This is a genomic window from Treponema sp. OMZ 855, from assembly GCF_024181145.1.
Classification (GTDB): Bacteria; Spirochaetota; Spirochaetia; order Treponematales; family Treponemataceae; genus Treponema.
Genome location: NZ_CP051194.1, coordinates 2660167 through 2678414, shown reverse-complemented (window position 1 = coordinate 2678414; position 18248 = coordinate 2660167). Strand labels below are relative to the sequence as shown.

17 protein-coding genes are annotated in these 18248 nt (G+C 43.5%); 9 read left to right on the top strand and 8 right to left on the bottom strand.

Annotation, left to right across the window (positions count from 1 at the left end; all coding sequences use genetic code 11):
• Positions 1-180: 180 nt before the first annotated feature.
• Positions 181-2052, top strand: a complete 1872-nt coding sequence (locus E4N65_RS12135; RefSeq protein WP_371921820.1) for an MFS transporter — start codon at positions 181-183, stop codon at positions 2050-2052.
• Between the two features lie 36 nt (positions 2053-2088).
• On the opposite strand, the gene E4N65_RS12130 is transcribed toward E4N65_RS12135, so the two are convergent.
• From E4N65_RS12130 to E4N65_RS12115, 4 genes are all read right to left on the bottom strand, one after another.
• Complete coding sequence (locus E4N65_RS12130) at positions 2089-2589, bottom strand: hypothetical protein (RefSeq protein ID WP_253673391.1); 501 nt, start codon at positions 2587-2589, stop codon at positions 2089-2091.
• 44 nt (positions 2590-2633) lie between these two features.
• The gene (gene malQ / locus E4N65_RS12125; protein WP_253673390.1) at positions 2634-4355 is read right to left on the bottom strand and encodes a 4-alpha-glucanotransferase; all 1722 of its coding nucleotides are present in this window, start codon (positions 4353-4355) and stop codon (positions 2634-2636) included.
• Positions 4356-4394: 39 nt separating this feature from the next.
• Positions 4395-4871, bottom strand: coding sequence for a hypothetical protein (locus E4N65_RS12120; RefSeq protein WP_044014275.1), 477 nt, complete (start codon positions 4869-4871; stop codon positions 4395-4397).
• Between the two features lie 293 nt (positions 4872-5164).
• Positions 5165-5608 carry an Hsp20/alpha crystallin family protein gene (locus tag E4N65_RS12115; RefSeq protein WP_044014277.1) on the bottom strand — a complete coding sequence of 148 codons (444 nt, stop codon included), beginning with the start codon at positions 5606-5608 and terminating at the stop codon, positions 5165-5167.
• 512 nt (positions 5609-6120) lie between these two features.
• Here E4N65_RS12115 and E4N65_RS12110 point away from each other — a divergent pair.
• Positions 6121-7290: a type III PLP-dependent enzyme gene (locus tag E4N65_RS12110; RefSeq protein ID WP_044014281.1), complete on the top strand. Its 1170-nt coding sequence runs from the start codon at positions 6121-6123 to the stop codon at positions 7288-7290.
• Positions 7291-7341: 51 nt separating this feature from the next.
• Here E4N65_RS12110 and E4N65_RS12105 read toward each other — a convergent pair whose 3' ends face one another.
• Both E4N65_RS12105 and E4N65_RS12100 read right to left on the bottom strand, forming a co-directional pair.
• Positions 7342-7767: a flavodoxin gene (locus E4N65_RS12105; RefSeq protein ID WP_044014283.1), complete on the bottom strand. Its 426-nt coding sequence runs from the start codon at positions 7765-7767 to the stop codon at positions 7342-7344.
• A 51-nt stretch (positions 7768-7818) separates the two neighbouring features.
• Positions 7819-8403: a DUF3793 family protein gene (locus tag E4N65_RS12100; protein ID WP_044014285.1), complete on the bottom strand. Its 585-nt coding sequence runs from the start codon at positions 8401-8403 to the stop codon at positions 7819-7821.
• 219 nt (positions 8404-8622) lie between these two features.
• On the opposite strand from E4N65_RS12100, the gene E4N65_RS12095 reads away from it, so the two are divergent.
• The 7 genes from E4N65_RS12095 to E4N65_RS12065 all read left to right on the top strand — a co-directional run bounded on the left by E4N65_RS12095 (position 8623) and on the right by E4N65_RS12065 (position 16297).
• Positions 8623-9060, top strand: a complete 438-nt coding sequence (locus tag E4N65_RS12095) for a GAF domain-containing protein (protein WP_044014287.1) — start codon at positions 8623-8625, stop codon at positions 9058-9060.
• A 28-nt stretch (positions 9061-9088) separates the two neighbouring features.
• Entirely contained in the window at positions 9089-10537 is a 1449-nt protein-coding gene (locus tag E4N65_RS12090) for a TolC family protein (protein WP_253673389.1), read from the top strand.
• Between the two features lie 66 nt (positions 10538-10603).
• Positions 10604-12070, top strand: a complete 1467-nt coding sequence (locus tag E4N65_RS12085) for an ATP-binding protein (RefSeq protein WP_081984402.1) — start codon at positions 10604-10606, stop codon at positions 12068-12070.
• Positions 12067-13065, top strand: coding sequence for an efflux RND transporter periplasmic adaptor subunit (locus E4N65_RS12080; RefSeq protein WP_081984403.1), 999 nt, complete (start codon positions 12067-12069; stop codon positions 13063-13065). The genes E4N65_RS12085 and E4N65_RS12080 overlap by 4 nt, the downstream gene beginning before the upstream one ends.
• A gap of 22 nt (positions 13066-13087) precedes the next feature.
• Entirely contained in the window at positions 13088-13852 is a 765-nt protein-coding gene (locus tag E4N65_RS12075; RefSeq protein WP_235619824.1) for an ABC transporter ATP-binding protein, read from the top strand.
• Positions 13845-15068 carry an ABC transporter permease gene (locus E4N65_RS12070; protein ID WP_044014293.1) on the top strand — a complete coding sequence of 408 codons (1224 nt, stop codon included), beginning with the start codon at positions 13845-13847 and terminating at the stop codon, positions 15066-15068. The genes E4N65_RS12075 and E4N65_RS12070 overlap by 8 nt, the downstream gene beginning before the upstream one ends.
• Before the next feature lie 5 nt (positions 15069-15073).
• Positions 15074-16297: an ABC transporter permease gene (locus tag E4N65_RS12065; RefSeq protein ID WP_044014295.1), complete on the top strand. Its 1224-nt coding sequence runs from the start codon at positions 15074-15076 to the stop codon at positions 16295-16297.
• Between the two features lie 70 nt (positions 16298-16367).
• Here E4N65_RS12065 and E4N65_RS12060 read toward each other — a convergent pair whose 3' ends face one another.
• Positions 16368-17057, bottom strand: coding sequence for a hypothetical protein (locus E4N65_RS12060; protein ID WP_253673388.1), 690 nt, complete (start codon positions 17055-17057; stop codon positions 16368-16370).
• Between the two features lie 4 nt (positions 17058-17061).
• A complete protein-coding gene (locus E4N65_RS12055; protein ID WP_044014299.1) occupies positions 17062-18225 on the bottom strand; it encodes a DUF8084 family protein in 1164 nt (387 codons plus the stop codon).
• Positions 18226-18248 lie beyond the last annotated feature (23 nt).

Here is an 18248-nt window from a genome sequence, read left to right as displayed (position 1 = left end):
AATATCGTTTTTTCATATAGAATGAAGTATATTTCAGTTTTTGTTCACTGTCAATGACAAAACGTCGAAGAACTGAACAAAAAAGATAATAGACGAAGAATTTGTCTATATTTCAAAAGACTGATTGTAATAGAAGAAACCCTATTGTATCATAGGCGTATGAACATAAAGGAAAGAAAAATGACATGGCGTACATACCTTGCCTATGGCGGCGGGGATTTGTACGGCGGCGGCTGCTTTTTTATTGTTACGACATTTTCAATGTATTATTTGGTAAACGTTATCGGGCTGCATCCTGCGTTGGCAGGGTTAATTCCGGCGATTGGTAAGGTGTGGGATGCAGTTTCCGACCCGATGATGGGATATATTGCCGATAACACGCCGCAGACACGGTTCGGAAAGCGGCGCGTGTGGTTTTTGGTTTCCATTCTTCCGATAGCTCTATCGTTTATTCTGATCTGGTTTCCGGTTACGATAGAAAGTCAAACGGGAAAATTTATTTTTTATACCGTTGCCTATATCATCTTTTTTACCGTTTCAACCGTATCTTATATTCCGTACGCAGCACTCAGTGCCGAAATAACAAAAGATTTTTCTGAGCGGAATAAATTAAACAGCACTCGTCTGATGTTTTCGTTTGTTGCAACGCTGCTCGGCGGGCTATTAGCGCAGCCTATTATCGATCATTTCAACGGAAGTGCCCAAGGGTATTTTATCATGGGCTGCGTATTTGCGCTCATCTTTGCACTCCCGTGGATTCCGCTCTATGTTGAAACATGGGAACTTCCTCAAGATGAAGCTGGAAAAAAATCGACTCAGTCGTTTATAAAAAATTTCTTGTCGCTATTTCAAAATAAGTCATGCAGAATTCACATTACGATGTACGTGTGTTCTTTCGGTGCACTTGATATCTTTATGTCGTTTGTGCTCTTTTATATTGTTGACTATTTAAATAAGGGCAGCATCTTTGTCATTGCGCAGGGAAGCCTTCTCATTACTATGATGGCAGCCTTACCGGTGCACAGCTATTTTATCAATCGGAAAGGACATAAGCCTGTCTACATTACAGCGCTTACCGTATTCATCCTCGCTATTTTATTGATGGGGCTGCACACTCCTACTTCCGGTAGTGTTTGGGTAATACTGAATATGGTACTTATGGGAATAGGTATATCGGCGAATAACTTAATACCGCATCAGCTGCTGCCGTTTATTTCCGATATAGACCGCGTGATGAGCGGGAAGCAGCGAGCCGGTACCTATTCGGCGGCGATGACGCTTTCGCGAAAGTTATTTTTAGGCTTAATTATTATGCCGACCATCGGCATTGGGTTGAGCAGAATAGGATATAAAAATCCCGTACCTTTAATTTTGACGCAAAGCCAATTTGCAGAAGCCGAAGCGCTCTGTAAAAATACCGCGACACCGTTTTCGGAAATAGAAAAATATTACACTTTGTATGAAGACGGCAACCTGCATCTAAAATATATCAGTAAAGATACCGACGGCATAATAAAAAATGTTTACAAAAAACACAAAAATACTGCGAGTGCTGAGACAACTGCTTTTTTTGAAAACACTGTTTCTTTTACAGAGATTCCGATAAATATCTTTGATGATTTTATCGTACCGTCGTTTCATACCGGAGACTTTGCTCAAGCCGATAATAAATTCCTTGTAGTGTCTTCGTACAGGAAAGACGGAAATAGTTATAAAAAAATAGCTCCGCCTGAGTTTTATACAAAATCCGATTTATATGATTTGAAGGTGTTATTGGATACGATTGATTTTAAGTATTCGGGCATTGGGCAGGTTCAAAAGCCGCTGCAAAAACAAGAAACACTCAATAAAATCAGATTGATGTTTATTGTGCTGCCTGTCTGTATGTTGCTGCTCGGCATTTTATTTGCTTCACAATTTAAAGTTACGCCGGAAAATCATCAAATCATTTTGAATGAAATCAAACGACTTGAATCCGGCGGGAAAAAAGAAGATGCCGATGCAAAGACAAAAGCCGTATGCGAATTATTAATCGGAAAAAAGTATTGCTGAAGGGAGTACACGTGAAAAGTGCGATAGCCGTGTCGGTTACCCCCTCATCGCTTCTACCTTAGCAATAATTTGCCAATTTTTTTCATCGGTGAGTATTTCTTTTCTCCACTTAAATGACGATTGAGTAATATCGGAAAATATGTATCGCATAGCATGGTCGGTATTTTCGGTGAGGATAATTTCATCACCGTGCTTTTCACCGGTAAGCTGGAATGCCCCACCCATACACCCGTAAAATATATCCCATAGTCCGGTTTTAGGATTGTAAATTCTGATTGTTGTACCATATTCCGCATCGGGCTGGGGGTATATCTTTCTTTCATTCCGGGAGGGGACGATAAACGTGTCTTGAACTGCGGTTCCATCAAGTACCCGTGAAAACAACCATTCTCCCTTAACACTTCGCATTTCGGCGGAGTCCAAATGATCTATCCACAGGATGTTCCATGTACCGATAAGTGCACCGAATATATCTCGGTCTTGCGGAACTTTCTCATTCCGTGAATCGCTATAAAGAGATTCTAAAAACGCGTTCATAAGATCATTTCTCCATTTAGATTGTCAAAATAAAGACTCTGTAACTATATCTTCCCACACCTGCCGGATGCGATAACTAAATCCCTCAGCCATTCGGCACATTCCGGAGTAAGCAAGCCGCGCGGCATACGCCATGTCCAGTTTTTCCCAAGGGTAGAAGGTTCGTTCATGCGTGCCTCCACTCCCAGCGCATACAGGTCTTGGAACGGAATAACGGCAAAAACCGCTACGGAGAAAAACGCTTGCTTAATCAGTTCGGCACACAGGTCGTCTTTAAAAGCAGCGGCTTGCAAGGCTGTCCCGTCGTCTACTGCAGGAGACACAGCATCGGATGTGCCGTGCCGTGCTGCGGTATGCTCCGCCGAAAACAGCTCGTCGAGCAATTCTACGGCAGGTTTTTCACCGTAGAGGTAGAACAGCAGTACTTCAAAATCATCCCGCGAAAGCGTATCGAGCCATGCCCGCAATGTAGTGTTGTCATGAGTACCGGTGTACACGACAGCGTTTTGCGTATACTGATGCGGCAAAAAGACATCGGTAAAGCCTACTTCCCGTACCTCTGCGGCGCTAAAAGCGAATTGTAAAATTTTCATTCCCGGCAACCGGAAGTCGTCGCGAAGACGCTCCACCTGCGGGGTAATAACCCCAAGGTCTTCGGCAATAATCGGCAAACCTTTGGCATATTCGCTGTTCTTTTTGAGCAATACGCGTTGTACCGCTTCAAAAAAATGATGATCGGGGCCGGGCAGCCATTCGCCTTTTTCCGCAGTCGGAGCGCCGAAGGGTACCGCCCAATACGCTTCAAAGCCCCGGAAGTGATCGATACGAATATAATCGACGAGTTCCAAACATGCATCAATGCGGTCAATCCACCAGCGGTATTTATCGGCCTTCATCGCCTCCCAATTATAGAGCGGGTTTCCCCATAGCTGTCCCGTTGCGCTAAAATAGTCGGGCGGTACTCCGGCAACCGCTGTCGGTACACCGTTTTCATCCAGCTGGAAAAGTTTTTGATTCGCCCATACATCAGAAGAATCAGGGGCTACGAAAATCGGGATATCCCCGATAATCGAAATACCTTTTTCATTCGCATAGTGCCGAAGCCGCGTCCACTGTTCAAAAAAGAAAAATTGAATAGCCTTATAGCGGTCAATCTCGTGCCGATGTTCCTGCGCCCAACGTTTTAATGTCTCTATGTCGCGGCAGGCAAGTGCCTTCGGCCAATAGTTGTTCCACAATTTTCCGGATACACCTTCTTGAGCTGCCTGCGCATCGTATACTTCTTTAATCGACATGAAGAGCGCATAGTCGTCAAGATGTTTATTCGCCTTTTGAAAACGCCGGAAGGCCGCTTTCAATTCTGCACCGGCGGCACCACCGTCTTTAATCCTATTAAGAAATGCCGATGCGGCTTTTTTTAAGAGCGGTATTTTCCAATAGACTACCGAACCAAAGTCGATATTACCATTTGTAGAGAGGTACTCCGGTAACTTGATATCATCGGCAGTCAAATATCCTTGCTCCGAAAGTGTGTCCAAGTCGATCAACAGCGGGTTCCCGGCAAAGCTCGAAAATGCCGCATAGGGAGAATCCCCATAACCGGTCGGACCGAGAGGCAATACCTGCCATAGCCGTATATGCGCGGAATGAAGCCAATCGATAAAATTATATGCAGATTTTCCAAGAGTTCCTATTCCTTCATTACTGGGGAGGGAAGTCGGGTGCAGCAGAATTCCTGCCGAGCGGTTTAAAAGCTTTTGGGTCATAATACCTCCGGTAGGCAGATTAAAGTTCAAGTATTTCTATTAATATTCGCCGGGCAGAAGCGCTATGGAAAATAATTCTTTGCCGTTTTTATCCATATAGATATAAATCACGGTAATACCGTCTTTTCTTATTTGATAGATCATTTGGTTTGTTTTCAGTTTTTCTTTTACCATATTTTCTACTGATTTCTGTACAACGCCCCACATTTGTTCAGTCATGTCTTCATAAACACCGCCGGAAAAAAGATATGTGTATACAAGCGCATGCTGTTCCTCTTTGTACTCGAGCTTTGTGAGAGTGGTTGCTTCATCAATTTCCAGAGGGCATTGCTTCGTTACCCCTTCTGCCATGGCATGATATAAACCGGCTTTTGAATTTGTATTTTCGGTAGACGTGCGGGGCTTTTCTTTTGCCTTAGCAGCATTATTTGCCGTTTGGCAAGATGACAGACAAACCCAACACAAGGCAAGAACTATTGATAATACGATCCGTTGCGTGTTTTTCTGCAATTTCATATATGACCTCCCATTAAAAATCTCAAAGTTTTCGAGACGCTCTATACTGAAAGAATGTACCACACTTTTCGGTTTATGAAAAGATAATGCGGCAGCGGTATCATATTGATAACCTGTATCTGTTTAGATTAAAAAAGAGTGTTTTTATGATATAACGTATACCTTCGGTATTATACGAATAGATACGATTGATATTTCGAAAAAAAAGCCCTCCGCATACTTATCATGCAGAGGGCTTTTCACTTAGTTTCTACGGCTTCGGTCAATCGCAATTCCGATTGATCGGGAACCCCTTAGTTTGATTTTATCGCAATCTGCCGGCGGGGAGCAATCTCCTTGCGCGGTATATTGACGGTTAACACGCCGTTTTTAAAGCCGGCTTCAACCTTGTCTTGGTCGATATCTTCGGGTAGCGTAAACCGTCTGACAAAACGGCGTTGTGTGCGTTCACGGATAAGGAATTGTTCACCGTTGGGTTTTTCTTCCGTCTCTTTTGTTTCCTCATGGCTGGAAGCAACCGTCAAAACGCGTTCTTTTAAGTGAATAGTAACATCTTTTTCCGTATAACCGGGAAGATCGATGTCCATAATATAGGCGCCGCTTGTTTCGCGTACGTCAACAGTCGGATAAGTTGCATTCGCCAACGGACTGAAAACGCCGAAATGGGAGTTGTCGTGATTTAATGAGTCAAGCATAGAGTCCGCAAATAAGGGATTAAAAATACTTAGTGAGTTCATAGTTTTCCTCCAAAAGGCTTCGTAATAATAGGACTTTTAGAAAGTCCTTGAAGTTTTTCAACTTCACTTATTATTAAGCAATCAGCGTGCCAAGTTTAATTACAAAAAACCTCGGTGTATATGGCTGTTTTTCCACAATAATTCAGCGTATACAGTACAAACAGCAGTTAAAACAGGTTCAAAACCGGTTCTTTTCTCAATTTTTCGAAACTCAAACAGCATTTCAACCCCTGATTACGCTCTTTTTCCGGCACACTGTGTCATTTTATATACCATATTGGGTCAATATTTTTGATATAAATAAAATACTGTGTCATTATGAAACATATTTGACAGCGTCGTAACTATTGCTCTTTTTTTCTATTTTTCTCTTTAAAAACAGAAAAAATCGGTTATACTATCTCTTATTCATTTGTTGACAGATAAAAACAATATGATTATGGTAATACCTCTCTTATAGCGAAAGCTATGTTAATATCACCATAGTCCCAGAGACGCATCCGGAGGCGGGCATGAATGTAACCGATTATCTTAGCGAAACCGAATGGAAAAGGCTGCTGCAGTTTTCCGAAAAACTTGAAACGCCCTGTGTTGTTATCAATTTAGATCGAATTAAAAAAAATTATCTTGAATTAAAGAAGTTCTTTTCCACTGCTGATATTTATTATGCGGTGAAGGCAAATCCTCATGAGGAAGTTTTAAAGCTTCTCATTGAGCTGGGAGCAAACTTTGACATTGCCTCACGTTATGAACTTGATAAGATTCTTGCCCTAGGGATAACCCCTGACCGTCTCAGTTATGGCAATACGATCAAAAAAGCAAAGGATATTGCCTATTTTTATGAAAAAGGCGTTCGACTATTCGTTACCGACAGTAAAGATGATTTAAAAAACCTCGCAAAATATGCACCCAAATCGCATGTCTATGTCCGCATCTTGGTTGAAAACACCAATAGCGCCGACTGGCCGCTTTCCCGTAAGTTCGGCTGCCATCCCGATATGGCCTACGATCTCTGTATTTTAGCGAAAGAACTGGGGCTTATTCCTTATGGTATTTCATTCCATGTCGGCAGCCAGCAGCGGGATATCGGGCAATGGGACGATGCTATTGCAAAAACAAAGTATCTGATGAGCTCTCTTGAAGAAGAAGAAGACATTGAACTCAAGATGATCAATATGGGCGGCGGATTTCCTGCTTCGTATGTTGTGCCGACCAATGAGCTTTCCGAATATGCAAGCGAAATCAATCGATATCTTGACGACGATTTCGGCGATGAACGTCCCCGTATCATCCTTGAACCGGGACGGTCTATGGTTGGCGACGCCGGCGTTCTTGTTACCGAAGTTATCACCGTTTCGCGAAAGAACAATACAGCTTTGCAGCGTTGGGTCTATGTTGATGCCGGCGTTTTTAACGGATTAGTGGAAACACTGAACGAAAGTATTAAGTATCCTATCATAACCTCAAAGGATTCAAATTGCAGTAGACGCGGTGAGGTGATTCTTGCAGGACCGACCTGTGATAGTATGGATATTATGTATGAAAAGCATAAATACCAACTTCCAATTAATCTTAAACCGGGGGATAGGGTCTACTTTCTGAGTGCCGGTGCATATACGGCAAGTTATGCATCTGTGGAGTTTAACGGCTTTCCTCCGCTTAAAACCTATATTATGAAATAAAAAACGGCACAAAGAAAAGTTCTTTGTGCCGTCTATTACCGCATTGTACGGTTATTTCGCAAAGCGTTCGCCGAATTCCTTGCACTTTTTCTGTGCCTCTTCATCGGGATCGTCATAAGCAATGAGTCCTTCTTCAAACACATCGGCTCCATCACGCTTTGCCCGTTCTACCCAAGTCTGCATCCATTCGCCATCCGCCCATTCGTAAGACCCGAACAGCGCGATTTTGCGTCCTGAAAGCTTATTTTCGATAGAAGCAAAGAACGGTTCAAATTCATCCGGTTCAAGTTCCTCAGACCCCATCGCAGGGCAGCCGAAGGCGATTTTGTCATAACTATCTAATTTGTCCGCACTGAACTGCGAAACAGTGAATAATTCCGCCTCTGCTCCGCCTGCTTTCAGTCCGTCCATAATACAATGAGCCATTTTTTCGGTATGACCGGTTCCGCTCCAAAATACTACTGCAACTTTTGCCATAGAAAACTCCTTATAAAGTGTGATGAGAATAATATAAGTATTATTCTACTGTTAGGCAACACAAACTATCTCAAAGATAGTCATGCCGCTCTTTATCTGTAAAGCAAAACGCTCTTTACATTCCGTATATTGATGAAACACTTGTAATGCCTGTTCCGGATTGCTGTATACCTTCCAATACCCGCAAAACAGACAATTTTGTCCCCCCGTTCTTACATACTGCATTACATCGTCGGCAGGATAGCCTAAAAAAAGGCCGATCTCATGCGGAAAGTTTTTTCCTTGCTCTCTGCTCCGTGTTCCTATAAAACCAGACATCCGCTCTTTTAATCGTATAATAATTGCATCAAGCCCGCATTCCGGCTGATACCCGAAATACCGTAGCGCTGCAAACACTTTCGGCTGGCAGCAAAAATGAGCAAGCAAATCCTTCCGATATACTAATACTTGAGCACGATCTTCGCATACGCAAATCGGAGTAAAATATATTCCTTGGTCATTTAGCATTGCATTATAAGCATCGCACCATTGAATATCGGCACTTGGAAACGACACGAGATTCGCCGGCTTAATTCCTGCCAGACAGGGGGCGGCATGACGAGCAAGGGCTGCCTCAACGTAAGCGTACGGTAACATATTCTTATTATGAGCATAGAACCCGAAAAATGTCAACTGGAAGCAACAGCGATTTTCGAGCAAATGCACCAATTTGTGCTGATGAGACGGCTTTAAATGCTTGAATATTATACTTGACAATATATTATATTATAAATAATATTATACTATCCAAAGAAACACTGCTAACCGTATTAAAAACGGTTTCCCTTGGTTAAAGATAAAAGTAGGAGCAACCCAATGAAAGAAAAATTAGCTCAATATCACTCATTAATCGAAAGCGAAGCCGATATTATCGCGGTAATGGCAAATACCAGCGCTTTTATTATGGAAAATCTCTCCGGTTTAAACTGGGCAGGTTTTTATCAAATGAAAGGTGATGAATTGGTACTGGGGCCATTTCAAGGCCGACCGGCTTGCTATCGAATTAGTCATGGAAAAGGCGTCTGCGGTCATTGTGCAGTCAGTCGAAAAACGATCATGGTACCCGATGTACACGCTTTTCCAGGGCATATTGCCTGTGATGCAGCAAGCAAAAGCGAATTAGTTGTACCGATTATTCACAATGGTATTTTATTCGGTGTAATTGATCTCGATGCACCCAAGTACGATCATTTTACCGATGCTGACAAGCGCCTTATCGAGGCTATTGCCGAGATATTTTCCCAAAAATTATAAAAACTGCTGCAAGGAGTTATTCGCCTCTATGAAAAAGATTGCTTGTATAACGATATGTCTATCCGCGGCCATTGCCCTTTTTGCTCAAACGGAAACAGGGGCGGCTCAAGATTCAGTGTATCAAAAACTCTTACAGTACCGTGTTGAACACGACAGCCATTACCGGCAGCTGCAAATGCAGGCGGATATTGCAGCCAATAAAGCAGAAAAAGCAAAAACCGAATCGTTAGTAACAATGGAAGTCGGCAGCGGAAATACGCAGCTTGTTCTTAATACGGATGCGAATAAACGAGGTATTACAACCGAACCGTATGCAAATATCGCATTACCTTCGTACAATAATACAGGCATAAAACTGAGCGTACCGTACAGTAAAGTAGGGCAGCGGCAAGAAACCGGCACCGAGGTTTCTGTGTCTACCGATATCTATTCCAAAAATGCAGAAGCAAAAAAATATACGCTTAACCTTGCGCAATCCGCGGCAGATCAAGCGCGGCGAGCAAAAGAAGAAGGTTTGGCGCTTGCTGAAAAGCAGTTCCTTCAAGATATTCAGCAGCTTTTGGACGATTATACAACACTGCTTGATAAAGAACTGAGCGAAGTAAAAGCTGAGATTCAATATAATCAAACAAAGGCACAAGGCTATGCCGACAGTTCTACAAAAATGCGTACGGCCAATTTAGAGCGGTTGGGTGCAAAACGGGAACATCAGAATGCGGATTTTAACTTTTCGGCGTCATACCATGTTTTTGCGGAAAGCTGCGGACTTTCAACCGATGAGGCACCTCAAACGTTTTTAACGTCGCTATGGGATTCCATCCCCATACAAAAGGCCACGGATATTGAACAGTATCCTCAAACTGCTTATAAAAAACTTGTTGAAGCGGAACAGCAGCATACTCAAAATGCGGCTAAACGGGATATTGAGCTGTCTCCGTTTTCCATCGGGGCAGATGCCGGTTATAAATTGCGTAATACGAAAATCGGCAACGCCTCCGCAAAAAATGAGCATTCCGTCTTAGGCGGATTGAGTATGCAATTCCCCGGAGGGAAGGCGTACACCGGCGTCGAGGTTCCGCTTTCCGATCCTAAAAACACGGCAATTAAACTGTCATTCAGCTGGAATCCTTTTTCGATTCAGTATCGGAAACTCGATAAAAAAAATGCAGAGCTTGAAGATGCGATTGAGCAGCTTAAAATTGAAGATGCAAAGGAACAGTATCAAAAACAGCTCCATACCAATAAAACAGCGAAGGAGCAGATGATATGGCAGCAAACGGCGACAGCGGATGAATTAAGCATCTATAAGCAAAATGCCGATGACCATGCCCAATGGTACCGCAACGGTGTTATCAGCAAGGTTGAAAGCCTGCAAGCAGAACTTGAGTATAAAAAAGCGGAAGTCCGCTATGCAAAGGCTAAAACAGCCGTTATGATTTTCAATATCGATACGGCGCTGCTGTTTGAAAAGCGATAATGCAATACTATCAGGAATAAATCTAAGGACAGCCTCTAATGAGAGGTTCTTATAAGGCAAAGAATTATGAAAACGGAAAAGCATAAAGAACAACAGAATGTAGAATGGAAAGCTGAATGGAAGGAAGAGTACCTCAAATGGATATGCGGCTTTGCAAATGCGCAAGGAGGCAAAATATATATCGGTAAAGATGATAAGGGTGAGACGGTCGGCCTAAAAAATGCAAAAAAACTGCTGACGGATATTCCCAATAAAGTACGAGACGTATTAGGCATCATTGTCGATGTAAATTTACATACCAGCCATACTAAAGAGTATTTAGAGATCAGTGTTTCTCCGAGTTCATATCCGGTTAATTATAAAGGGGAATATCATTATCGCAGCGGCAGTACAAAACAGTTGCTCAAAGGCGCTGCTCTTACGCAATTTCTGTTTGAGCGTACGGGACTTACTTGGGATAGTGTTCCGATGGAAAAACTTGATATGAAGGATTTCTGGCACGACAGTTTTGCTCTTTTTCGTAATCAAGCACTCCTAAGTAAAAGGATGGACGAGAAAGATTTGCAGATAACCGATGCGCAGTTGTTGGATCATTTAGGTCTTGTCAAAGACGGGCATATTTTAAGAGCTGGTATGATGTTATTTTATCAAGACCCTGAAAAATGGATTAATGGCGCGTATATCAAAGTCGGTTATTTTAAATCCAATACCGATATTGCATATATGGATGAAATTCACGGGTCATTGATTAGTCAAGCGGAAAAAGTAATCGATTTATTGTTTACAAAATATTTGACAGCTGATATCACGTATGAAGGTGTTACCCGTATTGAAACATATCCGTTCCCTAAAGCCGCAATTAGGGAGGCGGTGTATAATGCGATTGTTCACAAAAATTATGCAACTCAGATTCCTATCCAGATTAGCGTATATAAAGATAAATTATATATTTCCAACGACTGTATCCTGCCTGCAGGCTGGACAGTCGATACACTGATGAGTAAGCATCGTTCAAAACCATTTAATCCGAATATTGCGAATGGTTTTTTCAGAGCCGGTTTAATAGAAACATGGGGGCGCGGTATCGAAAAAATCTGTGAGGCATGTATTGAACACGACACTCCTATACCCAAGTACACTGTACACCCAGAAGATATTATGGTGATGTTTGAATGCTGTAAAAAAGAGATACATACCGGTGTCGTATGGGAGAAGCCGCAGAGATTCTATGATAAACGGTATGAATATCGCATGAATACCGACATGAATACCGACATGAATACCGACATGAATACCGACATGAATACCGCTGTCGGTACTTCTACTGATGATACTGTTATCCAAAGAGTATTGCATTTTCTGATACAATACCCCAAGAGCACGCAAAAAGAAATCAGTGAAAAACTTGAGGTAACGACCCGGACGGTCGAACGTACAATTGCAACATTAAAAGAACAAGGATATATCAAAAGAGCTGGGAATAACCGTTCCGGATATTGGGAGATTAAAAAATATAATTGGAGGACACGATGAGTATCAATAAAAAGCCGCTGACGACACGGCAGCGAAAATCGCGGAAAACGAGAATTATTGTTATTGTATGCATAGCGGCGTTAGTAGGCGGCTGGTATATTTTTATGAAGCCTAAAAGCACAAAAACAGGTGATTTACCACCTTTAACGGTAAAAAAGGAAATCGAACACAATCAAATTGAGGTGTCCGGTTATATCGAAGCGGCACAGACGCAGGTTTTAGAAGCGCCCGGCGAGGGGTTTATCGAACAGGTGCTGGTAAAAGAAGGTAATAAAGTAAAAAAAGGAGCACTCTTGTTTGCGCTTGATACCGATAAACAAAGCTATGATGTTGCCCGGCAGTCATTTGCAATAAAACAAGAGCAAATAAACGGTTCTTCGCAGAAGTTGAGCTTGATGGAACAGGAATTGCGGCTTCTGGAAAAACAGCTCGCCGATCGCAAAGTGTATGCTAAATTTGACGGCATTGTTGCAGCTTTCACGATTTCGCAAGGACAATACGCCAAGGCCAAAGATACCTTTGGCACACTGATTGACCGCAGTTTTCTTAAAGCCACGGTCGAAATTGCCGAAAGCGATGCGTCCCGCCTTGCAGTCGGACAAAAGGTTGATATGACATTCCCCGCCGAACCGGATATTAAAGTGCAGGCGGAGGTTATCTCCTATCCGGCAATAGCGCGGCTGACCAGCCTTGGGCGGACGGTTGTCGATACGCTGATCCGGCTGGATAATCCGCCGGAGAAAATTCTTCCCGGTTATTCTTTTAACGGAACCATCGTAACCGGCGCCGATTCCGAAGCGCTTATAGTAGAGCAAGACGCCATCCGTTATGTGGAAGGGAAGCCGTTTGTCGATAAAATCGATGGCAATACCACACAGGAAATTGCGGTAACTGTTGAACCGTATATTAAAGGCTTTGTGAAGATTCTCTCCGGCGTACAGGAAAACGACGTGCTGAAAAATCAAGCAAAGCCGAACAACGATAGAGATTTCTAGGAGACGAGCAGTGAAACCAGGGATGATTGTCTCCCTTGATTCGGTGGTAAAAACCTTTTTTATGGGAGAAAACGAAGTACATGCCTTGCGCAGCGTCTCGTTCGATATACCGGAAGGGAGCTTTGTTTCGCTTATGGGACCGTCCGGTTCAGGTAAAACGACCTGTATGAATATGATCGGCTGCCTTGACCGTCCGACGGCAGGCGCTATCTATGTTGACGGAGAAAACACTGCCGAAATGACCGAAAAAGATTTGGCGTTTTTGCGGAATAGAACGATCGGGTTTGTCTTTCAGCAGTATTTTCTTCTGCCTACGCTTACCATTCTCGAAAACGTGATGCTGCCGCTCCGGTATCAGGGGCTGCCTGCCTCCGAACGGAAGAAACTTGCCGCCGAAGAGCTGGACAAAGTAGGATTGAGCAACCGCCTCAAGCACCGTCCAAGCGAGCTGTCGGGCGGACAAAAACAGCGTGTTGCCATTGCCCGCGCCCTTGTAACCCGGCCTAAACTGATTCTTGCCGACGAGCCGACCGGAGCGCTGGATTCCGAAACGGGGCAGTCCGTACTCGATCTTTTTTTCGATATAAACCGGCAAGGCACGGCGGTTATCATCGTCACTCACGATCCTGACATCGGTGCAATGGCACCGCGCTCCATCCACCTTAAAGACGGGAAAATCATCTCCGACACGGCGGTGCCGGAGATGAAAGTATGTACAACGGATACGGCTGTCGGGACAGATATAGAAAAGCATACATCAGACACTGCGGACGGCTCTCATGTTTGAAGATATCCTTTCAGCATTGCAGAATTTCCGGCACAATAAGATGCGCACGCTCCTTTCGCTTTTAGGGATTATGATCGGTGTATGCTCGGTTGTTATTACGATGAATTTAAGCCGTTCGCTGGAAGCAAGCGTTGCGTTGGTGTTTAAGGATTTCAGCAGTTCGATAGTCGCCGTGTGGCCTTCGTCGTGGCGGAATTCTGCAATTACTTTTAACGACCGCTATGCCGATATGCTGAAAAAAAAGATACCGCAGATAAAACGCGTTTTTTGGTTTGATTCGTTTAATGCCGCGGTCATGCGTGGCCGCCTGAACGCCGGCACGAAGGAATGTTTCGGTGTAGAATACGGGTATATGGAAGCGCAGAAATGGCATCTTGAATACGGCACGGGATTTACCGCTTCGGATTTTATGAGCGGTGCGCAGAAGGTTATTATCGGGGAAGATATTGCCAAAGGCCTATTTCCGGAAGGAAGCGCCGTAGGTAAAACGCTGACGCTGTCGGTGGACAATGGAAATGCTGCGCCGCTCCTTTTTACGTGTACGGTTATCGGCGTGCTCAAAACAAAACAGACGACGGTAGGGCAGATGCAGCGGTTTGTATTGATACCGCATTCATTTATAAGGCTGCAATTCGGCCGAAAGGAAGCTGACTCGGTTGATGTTGAATTGTACGATACCGTAATGGATATCGAAGCTGTTGAAGAGGCGATTAAAGCAGCCTCCGACGAATATGCAAACAGTAAAAATGCGGTACGGATATGGTCGGCGCAGTCGATGCAAAAACAGGTTCAGAGCAGTCTTGCGATGATTGCCGCTGTGCTGTCCGGTATTGCAGGGCTTTCGCTGTTGATAGGCGGTGTCGGTATTATGAATATCATGCTCGTAACGGTTGCGGAGCGGCGGCAGGAAATCGGCATCCGCAAAGCAATCGGCGCTACGACGGGAGCAATCCTTTCGCAGTTCTTAACGGAATCGGCAGCCATCAGCATTGTCGGCGGAGGCATCGGTCTTACAGCAGGTTTTTTAATCAGCCTTGTCGCCGTTACGCCGATTTTATCTCAGTTTTCAGGCGGAAGCGACGTTGTATTATCGTTCAATATGCGGGGTGCCTTGATGGCGTTTTTGATTTCCGCAGGAGCGGGCATTTTCTTCGGGCTATACCCCGCATGGCAAGCCGGCAAACTCGATCCGGTCAAGGCGCTGGAGGAAACATAAACACCATGTGGGAAGATTTTATCAATGCGTTCGGCAATTTCCGCAGCAAAAAATTGCGGACGGTACTGTCCCTTTTAGGGATTGCAATCGGCGTTACCGTTGTTACGGTTATCAGCAATATCGGCAGCTCTATGCAGGCAAGCATGGCGAAATTATTCAACCTTGATGCGATGAATATGATTCAAATTGAGCCTCGCTGGGATTTTGATAAACAAAAGCATCATATCAAACTGACTGAAAAATACCGTGAAGCATTAGAAAAAAATGTACCGCTCGTAAAAAACGTATTTTATTCAGGTTTTTTCAACGCAACAGTGTCGCACAATTCGTTTTATCTGAAAAATCAGCGGATAGTCGGTATTGAATACGGTGCGCTTGAAGCAAACGGGTACGAATGGTCTTATGGAAAGAGTTTTAGTCTTGATGATTTTGCGAATCGCCGGCATAAAATTATTCTGGTTGAAGATGAAGCAAAGGTGCTATTCCCCGAAGGAAACGCTATCGGGAAAAGAGTTACGCTTACCGTTCCGTATAATCAGGGACGCCAGTTTATTCCATTTTCGTTTGAGGTATGCGGTGTTGTAAAGCCGCGCAATCGGTTTTCCAGTATCGGTTCTTTTATGGTGCCGCGGTCATTTGTTGCAGAGGATATGGGTATCGGCAAAAATGATTCTGATCTCGCTTCGGTGCAGATTTACGATCCGGCATATATTGACGAAGCAACGACGCAGATAAAGGCATTTTCCGATTCGTTTGCCAAAACAGAGAACGCCTTATGGACGTTTTCGGAAAAAGATCTGATGAATCAAATCAATTCGCAAATCGGGCTGGTCAGCGTCGTACTTACCGTGATTGCAGTTATGTCACTTCTGGTCGGCGGTATCAACATTATGAATATTATGCTGGTTACCGTAACGGAGCGGAAAAAAGAAATCGGCATCCGCAAGGCGCTCGGCGCAAGCGAAGCGGTAATACGCAATCAGTTCTTGGTGGAGTCCGCGACGTTGAGTTTGACGGGAGGCATATTCGGTATGCTGCTTGGCGGAGGGCTTAGCATGCTTTTGGTACAAACCGTCTTTCAGTCCGACAATTTCAAGATGGTCTTTTCCCCGAATATTAGCGGTTCGGTTATTGCATTTGCCGTGTCCATAACCATCGGTATTTTCTTCGGTTTGCGACCGGCGGTTAAAGCCGCGCGGCTGGATCCGGTTAAAGCATTGGCGGATTAACATGGCAGCCTATAAACACAGTCAGCTTATAGACTTCCTTCATACCGGTATCTAAACTGTTTTATTCCGGCTAAGGCAACGGGAGCGGTGTACTAAGAAAGCCGATGGATTGATCTGTATTTTCTCCAAAGCACTGGATATACCGTACATCCGTGGGTCTATTCTCAAACATTGTAAGCGCGCCGTTTTGCCGGTCCGTGCCGTTCGTTTGCAGTTGATATACGGTAAGAGGTTGTAAATCAGCACTCAACATAATCAATGAAAAAGATGAACACGCATTGCTATCGGTAATGTTCAGCGTCCATTGCTCATTTTCCAGTGTAAATTCAAATGGTAAAAAAGTGATTATCTGCGGCGCTTGCAGTGAAAAGGTTGTCTCCGTTTTATTTCCGCCCAAGTCGGACGCGCTCAGCGTATATTGTCCCGCAGGAAAAAAACGGCGGGGGTACTTAAACTTATTTGAACCGACCCATTGTGCATTCTTGGAATATCCTGTTTCCTGTAAAAAAACGGTGTTTTCCCGATGAAGAGCCCATTCAAGACCGGTAGTATCTTCACGCAGCGTCAAGTCTTTATAATCATTTCTGCCGTCACCGTCTTCAAGCAACATAAAAACGGCCAACCGCTCCGTTAAAGCCCCCTGTTGATTATAGCTATATATCCGCTGTTTTTTTACCAGTACAACAGTCGGCGTATTAAATGAACATGACGCGTACAGTAAAACAGCTGATAACAGACAGATAAAAGACAGGTGCTTCATCGGCCTAGAACATAAAAGAAAGATTAACAACCGTTAAATCGGAAGCCGATTTGCTCGCGCTGGATTCAAAGTGAACATTTCTGCTTTCGCATTGTTCTATAAGATACGAAATATAATACATACCAAGACTGCATATATCCGATCCTTCCGGTAATGCACGATAAAAGTCGATGAGCGAATTTTTATTAATATCCGCTTTTTTCATGTCGTTTATACTTGCTTTTATCGCTTCTGAAGAATCAGCTTTGTTATACACTGAAATTTGCATCTTACCCTGTGTACCGATCGAAGTGGTACTACCGCCTCCGATTTTCCATGAGACAAAGACCTTTACTTCCTTCCGTTTGAGTTCGGCAATAAGTAATTGGCGGACTTTCGGATCGAAAAGTGCATCTTGAGGATCTTCGATATTAGGGAATAGCTGCTTTGCCTCATTCCGCATATTTATATTTTCAGCACTTAAAATAAGCTCCATCAACACCAGCGAGATATATTCGGCTATCTTAGTTTTATCGATATATTCGGTAAGGCTGGTACGGATTGTCCGTATAATAAGGTCAAAATTCGGGGCTGCTTTAAATTTCGTAATGATAAACCAGATAAAAGGCCGCAGATTATTCAGGAATTTTTCACTCAGAAAAAGTTTCATATTTTTATCTGCGGGAGAAAGATCTTCTTTACTGATAAAGGCAGACAACGGAGCAAGAATTTCTTTTTTTGTTTTGTAAATGAGGTCTTCATTTTTCTTTAAAATCGCTGCCAGATATTGTTGATTGATGTGTGTTTTTTCATCAATAATATTTGCAGGATTGAGCCTGTTCCATTTCTTTATTACCGGCGAAGCCAAAATCTGTTTGAATATGAACATATCGTACTGCCGGTATAACAGGGAGAATACAATCAATTTTGATAAGTCCATAATTTCTTGGCGTGAAGCAACCAGTTCCGACTGCGAAATTTCAATCTTTGAAATATAGTTTGCGAGGATGAGGCGTTGAATGTTATCGGGCACAAAAGAATCCAGAGAGATTCCATACTCTTCAACATTCCCCGCCAGAGTAAACCGCAGCAGTTTCTTATTTTGCTTAATAAAGAAAGTTGAACCTTCCTGTGTTAAAACCAACTTAATAGGAAGATTTAATAACCGTTTCTTTTCTCCTGATGCCATAATCGTTGTCCTCGCCTTAAAGA

Coding starts and splice junctions, on each gene's coding strand:
- E4N65_RS12115 (WP_044014277.1), bottom strand. CDS start 5,608: ATGAACTCACTAAGTATTTTTAATCCCTTATTTGCGGACTCTATGCTT.
- E4N65_RS12080 (WP_081984403.1), top strand. CDS start 12,067: ATGAGTATCAATAAAAAGCCGCTGACGACACGGCAGCGAAAATCGCGG.
- E4N65_RS12060 (WP_253673388.1), bottom strand. CDS start 17,057: ATGAAGCACCTGTCTTTTATCTGTCTGTTATCAGCTGTTTTACTGTAC.
- E4N65_RS12130 (WP_253673391.1), bottom strand. CDS start 2,589: ATGAACGCGTTTTTAGAATCTCTTTATAGCGATTCACGGAATGAGAAA.
- malQ (WP_253673390.1), bottom strand. CDS start 4,355: ATGACCCAAAAGCTTTTAAACCGCTCGGCAGGAATTCTGCTGCACCCG.
- E4N65_RS12085 (WP_081984402.1), top strand. CDS start 10,604: ATGAAAACGGAAAAGCATAAAGAACAACAGAATGTAGAATGGAAAGCT.
- E4N65_RS12105 (WP_044014283.1), bottom strand. CDS start 7,767: ATGGCAAAAGTTGCAGTAGTATTTTGGAGCGGAACCGGTCATACCGAA.
- E4N65_RS12055 (WP_044014299.1), bottom strand. CDS start 18,225: ATGGCATCAGGAGAAAAGAAACGGTTATTAAATCTTCCTATTAAGTTG.
- E4N65_RS12100 (WP_044014285.1), bottom strand. CDS start 8,403: ATGTTACCGTACGCTTACGTTGAGGCAGCCCTTGCTCGTCATGCCGCC.
- E4N65_RS12065 (WP_044014295.1), top strand. CDS start 15,074: ATGTGGGAAGATTTTATCAATGCGTTCGGCAATTTCCGCAGCAAAAAA.
- E4N65_RS12070 (WP_044014293.1), top strand. CDS start 13,845: ATGTTTGAAGATATCCTTTCAGCATTGCAGAATTTCCGGCACAATAAG.
- E4N65_RS12090 (WP_253673389.1), top strand. CDS start 9,089: ATGAAAAAGATTGCTTGTATAACGATATGTCTATCCGCGGCCATTGCC.
- E4N65_RS12120 (WP_044014275.1), bottom strand. CDS start 4,871: ATGAAATTGCAGAAAAACACGCAACGGATCGTATTATCAATAGTTCTT.
- E4N65_RS12110 (WP_044014281.1), top strand. CDS start 6,121: ATGAATGTAACCGATTATCTTAGCGAAACCGAATGGAAAAGGCTGCTG.
- E4N65_RS12095 (WP_044014287.1), top strand. CDS start 8,623: ATGAAAGAAAAATTAGCTCAATATCACTCATTAATCGAAAGCGAAGCC.
- E4N65_RS12075 (WP_235619824.1), top strand. CDS start 13,088: ATGATTGTCTCCCTTGATTCGGTGGTAAAAACCTTTTTTATGGGAGAA.
- E4N65_RS12135 (WP_371921820.1), top strand. CDS start 181: ATGACATGGCGTACATACCTTGCCTATGGCGGCGGGGATTTGTACGGC.